Source organism: Pseudomonadota bacterium (assembly GCA_016195085.1).
In the GTDB taxonomy this organism is placed as follows: Bacteria; Pseudomonadota; Alphaproteobacteria; order SHVZ01; family SHVZ01; genus JACQAG01.
Genome location: JACQAG010000018.1, coordinates 1 through 15,756, shown reverse-complemented (window position 1 = coordinate 15,756; position 15,756 = coordinate 1). Strand labels below are relative to the sequence as shown.

General features: G+C 66.3%; 14 protein-coding genes. 11 read left to right on the top strand and 3 right to left on the bottom strand.

Annotation, left to right across the window (positions count from 1 at the left end):
- Positions 1-56: 56 nt before the first annotated feature.
- The gene (locus tag HY058_04830) at positions 57-974 is read right to left on the bottom strand and encodes a LysR family transcriptional regulator (GenBank protein MBI3496609.1); all 918 of its coding nucleotides are present in this window, start codon (positions 972-974) and stop codon (positions 57-59) included.
- A gap of 118 nt (positions 975-1,092) precedes the next feature.
- Here HY058_04830 and HY058_04825 point away from each other — a divergent pair, with 118 nt between their 5' ends.
- From HY058_04825 to HY058_04795, 7 genes are read left to right on the top strand one after another with little or no spacing between them, the layout of a single operon-like run.
- Positions 1,093-2,622, top strand: a complete 1,530-nt coding sequence (locus HY058_04825) for a sulfatase (GenBank protein ID MBI3496608.1) — start codon at positions 1,093-1,095, stop codon at positions 2,620-2,622.
- A gap of 58 nt (positions 2,623-2,680) precedes the next feature.
- Positions 2,681-4,021, top strand: a complete 1,341-nt coding sequence (locus tag HY058_04820; GenBank protein MBI3496607.1) for an extracellular solute-binding protein — start codon at positions 2,681-2,683, stop codon at positions 4,019-4,021.
- Positions 4,022-4,062: 41 nt separating this feature from the next.
- Positions 4,063-4,980 (top strand): sugar ABC transporter permease, encoded by a 918-nt coding sequence (locus tag HY058_04815; protein ID MBI3496606.1) that lies wholly within the window; start codon positions 4,063-4,065, stop codon positions 4,978-4,980.
- Complete coding sequence (locus HY058_04810; protein ID MBI3496605.1) at positions 4,973-5,803, top strand: carbohydrate ABC transporter permease; 831 nt, start codon at positions 4,973-4,975, stop codon at positions 5,801-5,803. The genes HY058_04815 and HY058_04810 overlap by 8 nt, the downstream gene beginning before the upstream one ends.
- A 20-nt stretch (positions 5,804-5,823) precedes the next feature.
- Positions 5,824-6,795, top strand: coding sequence for a fatty acid desaturase (locus HY058_04805; protein ID MBI3496604.1), 972 nt, complete (start codon positions 5,824-5,826; stop codon positions 6,793-6,795).
- Between the two features lie 3 nt (positions 6,796-6,798).
- The gene (locus tag HY058_04800; GenBank protein MBI3496603.1) at positions 6,799-7,848 is read left to right on the top strand and encodes a fatty acid desaturase family protein; all 1,050 of its coding nucleotides are present in this window, start codon (positions 6,799-6,801) and stop codon (positions 7,846-7,848) included.
- The gene (locus tag HY058_04795) at positions 7,845-8,174 is read left to right on the top strand and encodes a Rieske 2Fe-2S domain-containing protein (protein MBI3496602.1); all 330 of its coding nucleotides are present in this window, start codon (positions 7,845-7,847) and stop codon (positions 8,172-8,174) included. The genes HY058_04800 and HY058_04795 overlap by 4 nt, the downstream gene beginning before the upstream one ends.
- A 17-nt stretch (positions 8,175-8,191) precedes the next feature.
- On the opposite strand, the gene HY058_04790 is transcribed toward HY058_04795, so the two are convergent.
- Complete coding sequence (locus tag HY058_04790) at positions 8,192-9,133, bottom strand: serine hydrolase (protein MBI3496601.1); 942 nt, start codon at positions 9,131-9,133, stop codon at positions 8,192-8,194.
- Between the two features lie 47 nt (positions 9,134-9,180).
- Positions 9,181-9,855 (bottom strand): hypothetical protein, encoded by a 675-nt coding sequence (locus tag HY058_04785; GenBank protein MBI3496600.1) that lies wholly within the window; start codon positions 9,853-9,855, stop codon positions 9,181-9,183.
- A 398-nt stretch (positions 9,856-10,253) separates the two neighbouring features.
- Here HY058_04785 and HY058_04780 point away from each other — a divergent pair, with 398 nt between their 5' ends.
- The 4 genes from HY058_04780 (at position 10,254) to HY058_04765 (ending at position 15,524) form a co-directional block, all read left to right on the top strand.
- Positions 10,254-11,327, top strand: a complete 1,074-nt coding sequence (locus tag HY058_04780; protein MBI3496599.1) for a tartrate dehydrogenase — start codon at positions 10,254-10,256, stop codon at positions 11,325-11,327.
- A gap of 147 nt (positions 11,328-11,474) precedes the next feature.
- A complete protein-coding gene (locus HY058_04775) occupies positions 11,475-12,866 on the top strand; it encodes an NAD(P)/FAD-dependent oxidoreductase (protein MBI3496598.1) in 1,392 nt (463 codons plus the stop codon).
- Positions 12,863-14,092: an FAD-dependent oxidoreductase gene (locus HY058_04770; GenBank protein ID MBI3496597.1), complete on the top strand. Its 1,230-nt coding sequence runs from the start codon at positions 12,863-12,865 to the stop codon at positions 14,090-14,092. The genes HY058_04775 and HY058_04770 overlap by 4 nt, the downstream gene beginning before the upstream one ends.
- Positions 14,001-15,524, top strand: coding sequence for a glycerol kinase (locus HY058_04765; GenBank protein MBI3496596.1), 1,524 nt, complete (start codon positions 14,001-14,003; stop codon positions 15,522-15,524). The genes HY058_04770 and HY058_04765 overlap by 92 nt, the downstream gene beginning before the upstream one ends.
- The last annotated feature ends 232 nt before the right edge of the window (positions 15,525-15,756 follow it).

Below are 15,756 nucleotides of genomic sequence, written 5' to 3'. Positions count from 1 at the left end.
CCGCGTAAGGCGCACCGGCTTGCCTCGTCACCGAAGCCGTGATCGAGGACGGGCTCCTAGCCCCAAGCCTCGATCGGCTGGGCGCCTTGGCGGAGCAGGTCGACCAGCATCTCCACCGGCTCGACATTGGCGAGCGTCCGCGGAAACATCGCGCCAGCGGAGAACTGCGATACGCTCTCGGAAATCTTGATCTCGACGAGGTCGGAGGTGAACGCTGCCCGCAGCAGGCCCGGAGCGAGATAGGAGAGGTAAGGTCCGGACCTGAGAAGCTGGAACACGGCCAGGAGCGAGGTCGACTCGACCAGAATGCGCGGCGGCTTGGCGCCAAGGCGAGCCATGGCGGCGATCATGGCGGCGATGCCTTCGCGGTCCTCCTGATAGACGACGAACGGGTAGTTTGCGAGCGCGCGTCCGTCGATCCGGCGCCGGCCGGCCAGCGGATGATCGCGGGAAGCGATCAAGGCCAGACGCAGATCCGCGATGTGCCGGCGCACGACGTAGCTTGGCAGATCGTCGGGCTCCATCAAGCGGCCGACCAGGATGTCGACATCGCCGTCCAGCAAGCGCGGCAGCATGTTGGTATTGACTCCGATGCGAAGATCGATCCGCAGCTTCGGATAACGCTGGTGCAGCTTGGCGATCGCCAGCGGCAAGAGCGCCACCCCGAAGAACGGCCCGCCGCCGATGCGGAGCTGGCCGACATGGCCCTTGCGGAAGGCGGTGATCTCCGCCTGGGCGAAGCTCCATTCGGTCTCGATCAGCTTCGCGTGGCGCAAGAGCGCCTTGCCGAAGCGCGTCGGCAGGACGCCGCGGGCTCGCCGCTCGAACAGCACGACGCCGAGCTCGTCCTCGAGCCGGTGGATGGCCTTGCTCACCGCCGGCTGGCTCATGGCCAGGGCTTGCGCCCCGGCGCTGACGCTGCCGGCCTTCGCCACCGCCAGGAACTGCCGCAGCAACGCGATATTCTGGGGCAAGCTATTCTTTCTGGTTATGGGTCAAGCGATAAAAAGAATTTTACCTATCTCTGGATCCGGTGGGAAGCTTGACGGCAAGCGCGCAGGAGCCGCGCCGTCCTAAGGAGGAACTGCCGCGATGCGGGCCGTTTTCGTGCTGTTCGATTCGCTGAATCGGACGGCGATGAGCTGCTACAGCAAGACCCACGTTCATACGCCGAATTTCGCGCGCTTTGCCGAACGGGCGGTCACCTTCGACAGCCATTTCGTCGGCAGCTTGCCCTGCATGCCGGCGCGCCGCGATCTCCATACCGGACGGCTCAACTTCCTGCATCGCAGCTGGGGGCCCCTGGAGCCGTTCGACAATTCCTTCCCCGAGATGCTGCGCGAGGCGCGAATCCATTCGCACCTGGTCACCGACCACATGCACTACTTCGAGGATGGCGGTGCTACCTATCACGGGCGGTTCCGGACCTGGGATTTCGTGCGCGGCCAGGAATACGACCCATGGAAGGCGATGGTGCAGCCGCCCGTCGAGCGCTTCCGCGAGAAATACAACGCCAAGCACTACGATTTCGCGGCGAGCTGGAAGCGGCTCCAGCACGCGATCAATCGCGAATACATGGTCGAGGAAAAGGACTTTTGCCTGCCGCGCTGCTTCGACGGCGCCTTCGAGTTCCTCGACCTCAACCGCGGCGCGGACGATTGGTTCCTGCATCTGGAGTGCTTCGACCCGCATGAGCCGTTCCATGCGCCCGACCGCTTCAAGGACCGCTACCGCACCGGATGGAATGGCGGCGTGCTCGACTGGCCGCATTACGAGAAGGTGACCGACAGCGCCGAGGAGATCGCCGAGATCCGCGCCAACTACGCCGCTCTCATGACCGCGTGCGACCATTATTTCGGCCGCCTGCTCGACTATTTCGACGCGCATGATTTGTGGAAGGATACGGCGCTCATCCTGTCCACGGACCACGGCTTCCTCTTGGCCGAGCACGATTGGTGGGGCAAGAACCTGATGCCCTACTACACCGAGATCTCCCACATTCCGTTGATGATCCACCATCCCGGCGCGGCCGCTCACGCGGGCGGTCGGCGGCGGTCGCTGACCCAGACCATGGATCTGATGCCGACGTTCCTCGACATCTTCGGGATCGAGGCGCCGGCGGAGACGCGCGGGCGCTCGCTTCTGCCGCTCTTGACGCAGGATCAAGAGACCCGCGCAGTCGGCATCTTCGGCATGTTCGGCGGACCGATCGGCGCCACCGACGGCCGCTACACCTACTACCTCTACCCCGGCGACCTCTATGCGCCGGGACTGCACGAATACACGCTGATGCCCACACACCTGCACACGCTCTTCAGCGCAGCGGAGATGCGCACGGCGATCTTGCGCGAGCCGTTCGATTTCACCAAGGGCATGCCGATCTTGCGCGTCGATGCGCTCAAGGATTCGCGCCGTATCCCGATGCATGACGGCAAGCTGTTCGATCCCGGCGTCGGCACGACCCTCTACGACATCCAGACCGATCCCAAGCAGCTCAGGCCGTTCCGTGACCCGGCGATCGAGCGCCGCATCCTCGCCGGCATCGCCGCGGCAATGCGCGCCCACGATGCGCCGGTGGAAATGTTCGCGCGCTACGGAGTCGAGCTCGAGCTGGCCGCATAGGATGTCCGGGACGCAAACGCAGTCTTCCCCGCCACCGACCGAGCACTGGGAGGAACAGATGGCCTTAAGAAAACCATACGCCGCAGCGATCTTGGCGATCGCGCTCGCCCTCTTCATGCACGGGCCGGCAACGGCCCAAATCGGCAAGCAGGCGCCGATCACCATCGAGATCAACTCCTCGCCCTGGTACGCCGGCTTCGAGGCGGTGGTGGGCCGGTACGAGAAGGAAACCGGCAACAAGGTCACCCTCGATGTGACGCCCTATAACGGCATGTTGGAGAAGGCGCGGAACGCGGTCCGGGGCAGCACCAGCCCCTATGATCTGGTCAATCTCGACACCCAATGGACGATCGAGTTCTACGAGGGCGGCTTCCTCAAGCCGCTCACCGAGATCGAGCCCGGTTATGCTCTGCCGCCGGAGGTGCTGACCTGCGGCAACTCGCATTACTGGAATCCGCAGAAGCGCTTCCGCACGCCAAATGGCGGCCAGCTCATGGCGGTGGTGCCGAATTGCAATACCCATGTCCTGGTCTACCGCAAGGACCTGTTCGACCAGGCGGGCTTGGCGGCACCGAAGACCTATGACGATCTCTTCGCCGCCTGCCGGAAGCTGCAGAAGAAGCCGGACCTCTACGGCTTCATCACCCGCGGCGAGCGCGGCAACGGCATCCGCTTCGACTGGATGCCGTTCATGCTGGGTTACGGCGCCGAGATCGTGGCAGACGCGGAGAACGGCGACTACACGGTCACCGTGAACAGCCCGAAGGCGCTGCAGGCGCTCGACACCTTCAAGAAGCTGATGGTGGAGTGCGGCCCGGCCAATTACGCTTCGATCGGCCAGGCCGACATGATCCAGTTGATGGCGAGCGGCAAGGCCTTGACCATGCAGTCCGTCATCGCCGCCTGGTCGAACCTCGAGGATCCGACCAAGTCCGCCATTGTCGGCAAGGCGGCGGCCGCCGTCGACCCGGCGCCGGTGGGTGGCAAGCCCGGCGTCGTCATCGGCAACTGGAATCTGGCGGTACCGAAGAATGTCCCGGCCGACCGGCAGAAGGCGGCGATGACGTTCCTTAAGTGGTTCGTCGGCAAGGAGGCGCAGCGCGCCTATGCCGAGGCCGGCGCCATCCCGGTCCGCGCCGACGTGCTCGCCTCCGACCTGGCGCAGAATCCCAAATACCGCTGGATGGCCGCCTATAACGAAGGCATGAAAACCGCCCAGCAGGTGCTGGGCTATGCCGAGGGTGCGGAGGTCGAGCAGGTGCTGGGCCTGCGCCTCAATCAGGCGCTCATCGGCGAGCTTACCCCCGCTGCCGCGCTCAACAACGCCGCCAAGGAGATCAGCGCCATCTTCACGCGCACCGGACGCAAGACGGGGATGCTGGCGCCGCTCTCCGAGTGATGGGGGTGCTTTCGGGGCAGGCGGCCGGGCCGGCTTCGCGCATGGGTGACGCTGCCCGGCCCTTGCGCCGACGCTTGGGCAAGAAGCTGGACGCGGCCTTTCCCTATTGGAGCCTGCTTCCGGCCATCCTCTTGTTCCTCGGCCTCTCGGTCTACCCGATACTGCGCCTTCTGCACATGAGCCTGTCGACCATCAGCTTCGAAGGCGGCGTCGAGCGCGTCGCCTTCGCGCCTATGGCCAATGTCGCTCTCTTGCTGAACGATCCCGTGCTCCGCCCGGCGATCGTGAACACGCTCGTCTTCGTCGCGGTCTCGGTCGCTGCCGAGATGATCATCGGGCTCGCGCTTGCGATTTTCGTCTCCAGGGTCCGGCGCGGCAAAGGCCCGATGCGCACCGTCATGATCCTGCCGATCCTGGTGCCGCCGGTCGCCATCGGCAGCATGTGGAGGCTCATCTACAACTACGATTTCGGCGTCATCAACCAGGCGATCGGGGTGCTCGGGATCGAGCGCGTGGATTGGCTGGGCCAGCCCAGCCTGGCGCTGGTCTCGGTCATCATCGTCGATGTCTGGCATTGGGTCCCGTTCATCTTTCTCATCCTGTTTGCCGCGGTCGAGGCGCTGCCGGTCGACGTGATCGAGGCCGCCCATCTCGACGGCGCCAGCCGCGGACAGATCACCCGCCACGTCATCCTGCCTTTGCTGATGCCGGCGACCGCGGTCGCCTTCGTCTTCCGTGCCGTGCTCGCCTTCAAGACCTTCGATGAGGTCTTCCTGCTGACCGCCGGCGGTCCCGGCACCGCGACCGACCTCATCAGCCTGCATATCTACAACGTCTTCTTCGTCCAGAACCAACTGGGCTATGGTGCGATGCTGTCGATCTCGCTCATCTTGATGATCGTCTCGCTCCTATTGGTCGGCCGACGCGCGGCGCTCCGGGTGCAGGTTCGCCATGGCTAGACCGCTCGCCTCCCATGGCCCGCTGCAATACGTGCTGCTGCCGACGATCGTGCTTGCGATCGTGCTGCCGTTCCTCTGGATCCTGATGAGCTCGTTCAAATACCAGATCGACATCTACCAGGGTTCCTGGGTGTTTGCCCCGACCTTGAGCAACTACATCGACGTGTTCCTGTCGCGCCGCTCCGATTTCCTCAGCAATGTTTGGAACAGCCTCGTCGTCGCCGGCGCCAGCACCGTGTCGGTGCTCACCCTAGGCGCGCTCGCCGCCTATTCGCTCCATCGCTTCGTCTGGGCCAAATGGTTCTCGGTCGGCCTCCTCGGCTGGCTGCTCGTCTTCCACATGATTCCGGTGATGACCTTGGTCGGGCCCTGGTATCTGGTCTTCCGCGAGCTCGGTCTCTACGACACGCGCGCAGCATTGATCCTGACCCATGTCACCATCAACTTGCCGATGACGATCTGGCTGTTGCTGGCGTTCTTCCGCGAGATCCCGAAGGAGTTGGAGGAGGCCGCCGAGATCGACGGTTGCCGGCGGGCCCAGGCCTTCCGGCTGGTGGCCTTGCCTCTGGTCGTCCCTGGGCTCATCGCCGCCGGCGTTCTCGCCTTCGTCTTTAGCTGGAACGAGTTCGCGATCGCCCTCAACTTGACCTCGCGAGCGACCGCGACGGTGCCGGTTGGCATCGCCTTGTTCGCGCAGCAATATGAGGTGCAGCACAGCCAGATGGCGGCCGCCTCGATCGTGGCGACGATTCCTGCAATTCTCCTCATGTTCTTCGGCCAGCGTTTCGTCATCCAGGGTCTGACCCTGGGCGCCGTCAAATGAGCCTCGTGGGGTAGGGATCGATGGCGGAAATCGTCGGCGATTGGTTTCGCCCCGGGGTCGACCGCAAGACCTTGAAGGAGCTCATGCGCCGTAGCGACCTGGTCCCGCTGACGCGGCTTGCGGGTTTCCTTGGCGCGCTCGCGGCGTCGGGGTGGGTGAGCTACGCCTATTGGGGCACGCTGCCGGGCGCGCTGGCATTCATCGTCTATGGCGCGATCTATGGATTCATCGAGTCGCTTCGGCACGAGACTCACCACCGCACCGCCTTTCGCTCGCCCGCCATCAATGCGGCGGTCCATTGGTTGGCCGGCTTCATGGGCGTCAATGAGCCGCTCAGCGACCGTTGGCTTCACACCAAGCATCACTCGCACACCTACCGGACCGGGATCGATCCGGAGATCCAAACGCCGCGGCCGCCGAACTTAGTGCTGATCGCGCTCGATTTGTTTCGGTTGAGATCGCTCCCGGCAAAGCTCTCCCGGATCGTGAGCTTGGCCTCAGGGCGCTTCGAGCCGGTTCTGGCGGCAGAGGTGCCGGAAGCGGAAAGACCGGCGATCGTGTGGTCGGCGCGGGCCATGCTGGCGGGATATGCGGCCATCATCCTCGCCTCGGCGGCGTTGCAGAGCTGGATGCCGCTCGTCTACACCTTTGGTGCGCGGATGTCGGGGGCTTGGCTGCACATGCTCGCCGCCTACACCCAGCATGCCGGCCTGCCGGAGAATGTCGACGATTTCCGGGTGAATACGCGGACCATCATCTCGAATCCGATCCTGCGCTTCCTCTATTGGAACATGAACTATCACATCGAGCACCACATGTTCCCGCTGGTGCCGTTCTATCATCTGCCGAAGCTGCACCGGCTCATCAAGGACGATTTGCCCGCACCCTATCGTGGCTTTCCCGATGCCTGGCTCGAGATCGTGCCGGTTCTGATCGCCCAGCGGCGCGACCCGAACATCTTCATCCGCCGCGGTCCGCTGCAGGAACATTGAGGGATGGCAGTCGAGTCGAGGGCGCGCGACTACAGCCTCATCGGCCCGGAGGGGGCGAAGGCCCAAGAGAAGGGCCTGGCCGGTGCTGCTTGGTACCAGTCTCCGATCCCACGCAAGCAGCTCAAGGACCTGATGCAGCGCTCGGATGGGCCCGCCCTCCGCGACACCGCGATTTGGATCGCCGCCCTGGCGCTGTCCGGCTCCGCCGCGGCCTGGCTCTGGGGCACGTGGTGGTGCGTGCCGGCCTTCTTCGTCTATGGCGTGCTCTACGGCTCCTCCTCGGATTCGCGCTGGCATGAATGCGGCCATCGCACCGCCTTCAAGACGCGCTGGATGAACGATGTCGTCTACCAGCTTGCCTGCTTCATGATCTTGCGCGAACCGACTGTTTGGCGCTGGAGCCATGCGCGTCATCACACCGATACGATCATCGTCGGCCGCGATCCGGAGATCGCCGTGCCGAGGCCGGCGTATATCCCCGGCATCCTGCTCAACCTCTTCGCGCTGAAGTCGGGCGCGAAAGCGGTGCGGCTCCTCTTCATCCATGCCGCCGGCCGGCTCGCGCCGGAGGAAGAGACCTTCATCCCGGAAGCCGAGCACGGTAGAGTCTATGTGGTTGCCCGTATCTATCTGGCGATCTTCGCCGCGGTCGCCGCCGCCTGCGCTGCTGTCGCCAGCATCCTGCCCGCCATGCTGATCGGTCTGCCGACCTTCTACGGCGGCTGGCTCGCCGTCGTCTTCGGCGTGACCCAGCATGCCGGTCTCGCCGAGGACATCCTCGACCACCGGCTCAACAGCCGCACGGTCACCATGAACCCGCTGCTGCGCTTCCTCTACTGGAACATGAACTATCACGTCGAGCATCACATGTTCCCGGCGGTGCCTTATCACGCGCTGCCGAGGCTGCACGCCGTGGTCAAAAGCGACTGTCCGCCGCCCTATCCGAGCTTGTGGGCGGCCTACGCCGAGATCGTTCCGGCGCTGCTGCGCCAATCGAAGGATCCGAGCTATTGCGTAAGACGCATGCCCGGCGCCGTTGCGGGGAGTCGATGAGCGGGGCACCCGCGGCGATCTGGGTCGCCGCCTGCGCCGCCGATGATGTCGAGAGGGAGGACGTCGTCCGCTTCGACCATGACGGCCGAACTTACGCGATCTATCATTCGCCCGACGATGCCTATTACGCGACGGACGGCTTGTGTACCCACGAGGAAGCGCATCTCGCCGAGGGCTTCGTCAGCGGAACCATCATCGAGTGCCCGAAGCACAACGGCCGCTTCGACTACCGGACCGGCGAGGCCAAGGGCGCCCCGGTCTGCGTCAACCTCAAGATCTATCCGGTCAAGATCGAGGCGGGCCGAATCTTCATCGATCTCGCCTGACGGGCGAAGCCGCCAGGCTACAGCCGCGCCAGCTCCTGCAGGACCGAAGCGGCGATGAAGGGAAGGCAGCGGAAATTCTGGCTGATGGTCTTGCCCTGGGTGAAGGCGACGAGCGTGAAGGCCGGACCCGAAGGCGGCTCGCAATAGGCCGCATCGTGGCGGCCCCAGCTCGAGATCGGATCCCTGAGCCAGCCGCTCCAGCCGGACTTCGACCAGAGCCTGGTGCCTGTCGGCATGGGCTCGCCGAAGAAGCCCGTGACCTGCGCCAGGGGCTCGGCCGCCACCCATTCGGGGTCCAAGGGCCGGCGCAAATAGTCGAGGACGGCCCAGGAGTGCTCGGGATCGACGACGCGGCCCCGGAACAGCTCGTAGATGAGGCGGGCCGTCGCATCGGTCGTGAGCCGGTTGTGGTTTTGGCCGGCGGGCCCGAGCAACTGCCGTTCCCGGCCGTAGCGGACGTCGTCCATCAGCTTCTGGGAGACGTTGATCGACGACAGCTCCGGCCAGCCGAGCCCGGCGAAGTAGCGATTGACCCATTGGCGCCGATGGCTCCAATCGCCGAGCGCGGCCTCGTCCAGGAGCGTGTCGCCGGTGGTGCCGGTCACCAGGTCGATGACATAGTTCGTCGCCGTGTTGCTGGAGTAGAGCATCATGTCGCGCATGGCGAGATCGAGCGCCTCGTGGAATTGGATGGCGCCCTCGGCGAGCCGCGCTTGCGCGGCGACGAGATAGAACAGCTTGACCACGCTGCAGGGATAGAAGGGCTCCGCCGAGCGATAACCGAATCCGACCGGCGCCTCCAGCGGCGGATCCCCGAGGGTCAGCTTCCCCGGGTGCAGGAGCAAGCTCATGGCAAAGCGATCGGGCTCGAGCCCCTGGGATCGAAATTCGGCAAGCGTCGACGCGACCACGGTCTCGCCGACGCGCCCCAGCTCTGCGCTTGCGACATAGAAGCCCATGGGCCTCCGGTGGTGCGATGTGCGCCTGCGGGCGCCGGGGAGCCGGTCTAGATCGATAGGCTCAGCAGGTTCCCGTTTCTCGGCGGGAAGAAATAGAACGGCACGGACTGGCTCGGCGGCGCCGGCGGCGGCGATGCCTGGATGAAGGACGGCAGCTGCGCGAGCGCGGTCAGATTGCTGTTGATGGCGCTGGTGATCGTTACGTTCTGCTGATTGAGCACGTTCACCGCCGCCGGATTGCCGTTCGGCAGCGACGGATCGAGCTTGGCGTTGAGCGTGGTGATCTCGCGCAGGTTCAAGCTGAGCTGCTGCAGGAGCGCGCTCGTCGTGCTGCTCAGCAGGCTGAATGGGTTGGAGGAGTTGAGCGTGTTCTGCGTCAGCTGGCCGGTAAGCAGCGCGTTTTGGCTGTTGAAAAACTGGATGACGTTGGCATTCGGATTCGCCACCGACGGCGTCTGGTTCTGGCTGAGGGTGTTGATCTCGTTGGTGTTCTGCGTGACGAGAGTGGTGAGCTCGTTATTGGCGAGCTGGCTGATTTGGGAGTTGAGGATCTGTTGGGGCGAGGTGGGGGCGCTCAGCGCGAATTGTGCCTGCGCGGTTGGAAACAGCGATTGCGGCGTGGACGAGGTGCCGCTCGGCTGAAACAGGCTCAGCAGCGAGGTGGCTTGCTGGACCCGGCTTTGGAAAGCCAGGAAGCTCGTCGGTATTCCGAATACGCTCATCTCTACCCTGCCAATCCAGGCCGGGCAGCGGTGCTCCCTTCTGGGTCAGCGCTGGCACCGTGGAACGGGCCCAGATCTTCTGCTAGGCCCCAAATCGATGGCAACCGCCGCGTCCTCAGAGAAGGAGCCGGCGCCTCGATCGTCTTGGAATTTGCTGGTTCGGGTGGCGAGGCCGACGGTTTGATCGCCTTGGTAGACCTCCGCATTCTGGAAGGCGCGACATGGATCGCGTTCATCCCGGCGCGTACTCAGCCGGGGTCCGCTGGCGCAACTGCGGCAATTTAGGCCAGGGTTGAGGGCTCGGCAAGGCCGAACTCGGCGCCGGCCTTGCAACGGCGCACCCTATTAATATAGCTGAACAATCGCCGACTGCCCCCTTCCGCCCGAGGATCCCGCCCATGCGTGAGCACAAGATCGCCGCCATTCCCGCCGATGGCATCGGCCCCGAGGTCATCGCCGCCGGCATCGAGGTGCTGCGGGCGCTGGCGGCGCGCGCCGGGGATTTTCGCCTGGTGGTCGAGGAGTTTCCATGGGGATCCGCCTATTTTCGCCAGCACGGGCGGATGATGCCGGAGGACGGCCTCGATCGCCTGAGGCCGTTCGATGCGATCTTCTTCGGCGCCGTCGGCGCGCCGGATCTTCCCGATCACGTGACGCTCTGGGGATTGCGGCTGCCGATCTGCCAAGGCTTCGACCAGTACGCCAATGTCCGGCCGACGCGGATCCTGCCCGGCCTCAAGGGGGCGTTGCGCGACTGCCGCCCCGAGGATCTCGACTGGGTCATCGTGCGCGAGAACAGCGAGGGCGAGTATGCGGGCAATGGCGGACGCACCCATCGCGGCTTCCCCGAAGAGGTCGCAACCGAGACCGCCATCTTCACCCGGGCCGGGGTCGAGCGGGTGATGCGCTTTGCCTTCGCCTTAGCCCGATCGCGGCCGCGCAAGCACTTGACCGTCGTCACCAAGTCGAACGCGCAGCGCTTCGGTCTGGTGCTCTGGGATGAGATCGCGGCCGAAGTCGGTCGAAGCTTTCCCGATGTCAGCGTGGACAAGGAGCTGGTCGACGCCATGACCGTGCGCATGGTCAAGCGGCCGGCGAGCATCGATACGGTGGTGGCGACCAATCTGCACGCCGACATTCTGAGCGACCTTGCGGGCGCGCTCGCCGGCAGCCTGGGCGTGGCGCCGACCGCCAACCTCAACCCCGAGCGGCGGTTCCCTTCGATGTTCGAGCCGATCCATGGCTCGGCCTTCGACATCACCGGCAAGGGCATCGCCAATCCGATCGCGACATTCTGGACGGGCGCGATGTTGCTGGAGCATCTGGGCGAAGCCGACGCCTCGCAGCGGCTGATGCGCGCGGTCGAGCACGTGACCCGGAGTGGCTGCTGGACGCCCGATCTCGGCGGAAGCGCGACGACGCGCGAGGTGACCAAGGCGGTCTGCGAGGCGATCCAGGCGAGCAACCTCTGAGCCCAGGCATCGCCTGATGCGCGCCGCCCCCACCCCAGCCCTCCCCCACGCTTGCGCGCGGGGGAGGGAGTATGAGGCGACGACCTCACTCCCTCTCCCAGCTTTGCTGGGGGAGGGCTGGGGTGGGGGCGATTGGAGTCGAGGCGCATGACCCAGCGGGCCCTTCGCCGGGATTTCGACGTCGCCGTGATCGGCGGCGGTGTGGTGGGCTGCGCCTTGTTTCGCGCCTTCGGTCTCGCCGGCGCCGCCACGGTCCTGATCGAGCGCGGCCCCGATATTCTGTCGGGCGCCAGCAAGGCCAACAGCGCCATCCTGCACACCGGCTTCGATGCGCCCGAGGGCAGTCTCGAGCTCGCCTGCATGCGCCGGGGCTATGCCGAGTATCTCAGGGTCCATGAGCGCCTGAACCTGCCTCTCCTCAAGACCGGCGCCTTGGTGGTGGCGTGGAGCGAGGCGGAGCTGGAGCGCTTGGCGAAAATTCGCGACAAGGCCGCGGCCAATGGGATCGCCGATACGAGCCTCATCGGTGCCGGCGAGCTCCGCGCCCTCGAGCCCGGGCTTGCCGAGGGTGCTCTGGGTGCTGTGGTCGTGCCCGGGGAGTCGGTGATCGATCCCTGGTCGGCACCGCTTGCCTATGTCTCCCAGGGGCTCGCCCATGGCGGCTGGGTGCGTCGCGGCATCGCCGTGACCGCGGGCGTACGGGAGGAGCGGGGATGGCGCTTGGAGACCACCGGCGGCCCGATCACGGCTCGGGTGGTGGTGAACGCGGCCGGGCTCCATGGCGACCTCGTCGAGGCGATCGCGCGACCGAGCCCTTTCGTCATTCGGCCGCGCAAGGGCCAATTCCTCGTCTACGACAAGCCGGCAAGTCGGCTCATCAATAGAATCATTCTCCCGGTGCCGACCGAACGGACCAAGGGCATCGTGCTGGTGCGCACCGCCTACGGCAATCTGCTCGTGGGTCCGACCGCCGAAGATCAGGGGAGCCGGGATGATGCCGGCGTCGACCAGGCGCGTCTGGGTGAGCTCATGGAGCTGGGGCAGCGCCGCCTGCCGGGCCTGGCGCGGATTCCCGTCACCACCGCCTTTGCCGGGTTGCGGCCGGCAACGCAATTCGCCGACTACCAGATCGAGGCCTTGCCCGATCGGGCCTGGATCACGGTTGCCGGCATCCGGTCGACCGGGCTCACCGGCTCCCTCGGGATCGCCCAGCACGTGCTCGGCCTCTACGAGCGGCAGCTCGGCGGCAAGGTCTCACACTCCCAGCCGATCTGGACGCCGGTGCCCAATCTGGCGGAGGAGCGTCCGCGGCCCTGGCAAAGCAAGGAGTGCGGCGAGATCGTCTGCCATTGCGAGCTGGTGACGCGAAGCGAGATCGAAGCAGCATTCGCCGGTCCGCTGCCGGCCAGAGATTGGGGCGGGCTCAAGCGACGCACACGGGCGATGCTGGGTCGGTGCCAGGGATTCTATTGCAGCGCCCGCGTGGCCGAGCTCGCCGACCCGCATCTGGCGAAACCCCTCGCCCGAGTCCTCCCGTGAGCACCAGTCTCGCCGCACGCTACGACGTGGTCATCGTCGGCGCCGGACCCGCGGGCTTGAGCGCAGCCAAAGTGCTGAGAGAGCAAGGCATCACCGACATCGCCCTCCTCGACCGTGCCCGAGAGGCGGGCGGCGTTCCCATCCATTGCGGGCATGCCAGCTTTGGACTGGCGCAGTATTGGCGGCCGCTCTCGGGGCCCGCCTACGCACAGCGTCTCATCGCCGCCGCCGGCGTTGCGCCATATACCGGGTGCGCCGTCACCCGGCTCGAGGCGGGCGGTCGCATCGAGGTTGCGACCGAAGCGGGGTTGCGCCGGATCGAGGCCAAGCGCGTGCTGCTGGCGACCGGGGCTCGGGAGACGCCGCGCGGCCCGCGCCTCGTCTCCGGCAGCCGGCCCTGGGGCGTGCTCACCACCGGCGCGCTCCAGCAATTCGTCTACCGGATGAAAGCCAAGCCCTTCGAACGCGCCGTCGTCGTCGGCTCCGAGCTGGTGTCGTTTTCGGCCTTGCTGACGCTCCGCCATGCGGGGATCGCCGCCATCGCCATGCTGGAGGAGGGCGGGCGCATCACCGCGCGACGCCCGGGGGATTGGATCGCCGAGCGGCTCATGGGAGTGAAGGTGATGACGCGAACGCGGCTCCTCGCCATCCACGGAGGCGAGCGGGTGGAGTCGGTCGAGATCGAACGGGACGGAACCCGGCAGCATCTTTCCTGCGACGGTGTGGTGTTCACCGGCCGCTTCGTCCCGGAGGCGGCACTGCTGCCGGGCGGGCCCATCGACCTCGACCCGGGAACCGGCGGCCCGGCGATCGACCAGCACTGGCGCTGCTCGGATCCTTGCACCTTCGCCGCCGGCAACCTGCTGCGCGGCATCGAGACCGCCGGCACCGCGGCGGCGGAGGGAGCGGCGGCGGCCGAGGCGGTCGCCGCCAGCCTCAGGGGCGCGCTGCCGGAGCCGAGGCGCTTCATCGAGGTGCGCATCGCCGGGCCGCTCGCCTTCGTCTATCCCCAGCGCATCGCCGTGCCCGGAGGAAGCCTGGGTCCCCTGCTGCTGCGCGCCCGGGTCAAATCCGAGCTTCGCGGCCGCCTCGCCCTCAGCGTCAATGGAAGCGTGGTCTGGAGCCGGCGCCTGCATGCGCTGCCCGAGCGGCGGCTGCGCCTGCCCGGACATCTCGTTTCGGTGGAGGGGCTCCGGAGCCTGGAGGTGGCGCTTGCGCCGGACTGACTTAGAACGCGTCATTGCCATCGATCAAGGGACCACCGCGACCAAGGTGTTCACCTTGGATGCCGAAGGCGGTTTCACCTCGATCATGGCGCGGCCCCATCGTCAGCATCGGCCCCACCCGGAATGGGTCGAGCACGACCCGGAGGAGCTCGTCGCCGGCATCGTTGCCGGTCTCGCAGCCGCCGGGGAGGGACGCGCCATCGGCCTTGCCAATCAAGGCGAGACCGTCGTCGCCTGGGATGGCGAGACCGGCCGTCCGCTTTACAACGCCATCGTCTGGCAGGACGCGCGCACGCGAGCCTTCATCGACCGGCTGAAGGCCGATGGGTCGGAGGCCCTGACCTTGGCCAGGGCCGGATTGCCGCTGGATCCGTATTTCTCCGCCAGCAAGCTCCGCTGGCTCCTGGATCACGCCGAGGGCGCGGGCTCGCTGCTGGCGGCGGGCCGGCTGCGTCTTGGCACCAGCGATGCGTTTTTCCTCGATCGGCTGTGCGGATGCTTCGCGACCGACGTCACCACCGCGTCGCGCACCAGCCTCATGAACCTCGCCACCCGCGACTGGGATCCGGAGCTCTGCCGCCTCTTCGGCGTGCCGCTCTCGGCCTTGCCGCCGATCCGTCCGACGGTCGGCGAATTCGGCCGGATCGGCGGCAGCGGGACGGCGGTGGTGGCCTCGATCGTCGATCAGCAGGCTGCCCTTTTCGGTCATGGCTGCCGCCGCGCGGGCGACGCCAAGATCACCTTCGGCACCGGCGCCTTCGCCCTCATGCTGACCGGCGGTGGGCCCAAGGGCGATCCGTCGAGCGGCCTGTTGCCGACGGTCGCTTGGCAGATCGGCCGGGAGGTCAGCTACGCGCTCGATGGCGGGGTGTACAACGCCGGCTCGGCCATCGACTGGCTGAAATCGCTCGGCCTCTTCAAGGATTATGGCGAGCTCGACGGCTTTAGCGGTCCCTCCATGCTCGCGCGCGGTCTCGTCTTCGTGCCCGCGCTCTCCGGGCTGGGCGCTCCCTATTGGGATCGCAGCGCCGCCGGGCTCTGGCTCGGGCTCGGGCTCGAGACCAGCCGCGCCGATCTCCTGCGTTCGGCGCTCGAAGGCATTGCGCTCCGCGCCGCCCAGGTGCTGGAGCGAATGGCATCCTCGGCATCGCTCGCCGGCCCGCTCTCGATCGATGGCGGCTTGAGCCGGAACCGGTTCTTCCTCGAGACCCTCGCCGCCGCCACCGGGCTCGCGGTCAAGGTCCCGATGATCGCCGACCTCACGGCCTACGGCGTCGGCCTTTGCGCCTTGCTCGGCGCCGGCCTGGTGCCACGGATCTCAGAGCTGCCGCAAGCCCCATCGGGGGCGGTCATCGAGCCGGAGCAATGCCTGGAAAGAAGCCTCAAGGAACGCTTCGCTCAGGCGGTCGAGCGGGCGCGCTCCTGGCGCTGAGGCCCGCGTCCGTGCCCCCACCCCAGCCCTCCCCCACGCTTATGCGCGGGGGAGGGGATACGAGGTCGTCGTATCACGCCCTCCCCCGCAACGCGCACGGGTGTCCGGGGAATGAGTCGATTGGTCGCAGGCGCATGCCCGGCAAACCCTGCGATTGCCGGGTACCTTCTGGTTGTCGAGACTCAGAAGGGAAGCCGGGCATGCGCCACCTCGATAGCATCTTTGCGGGTCT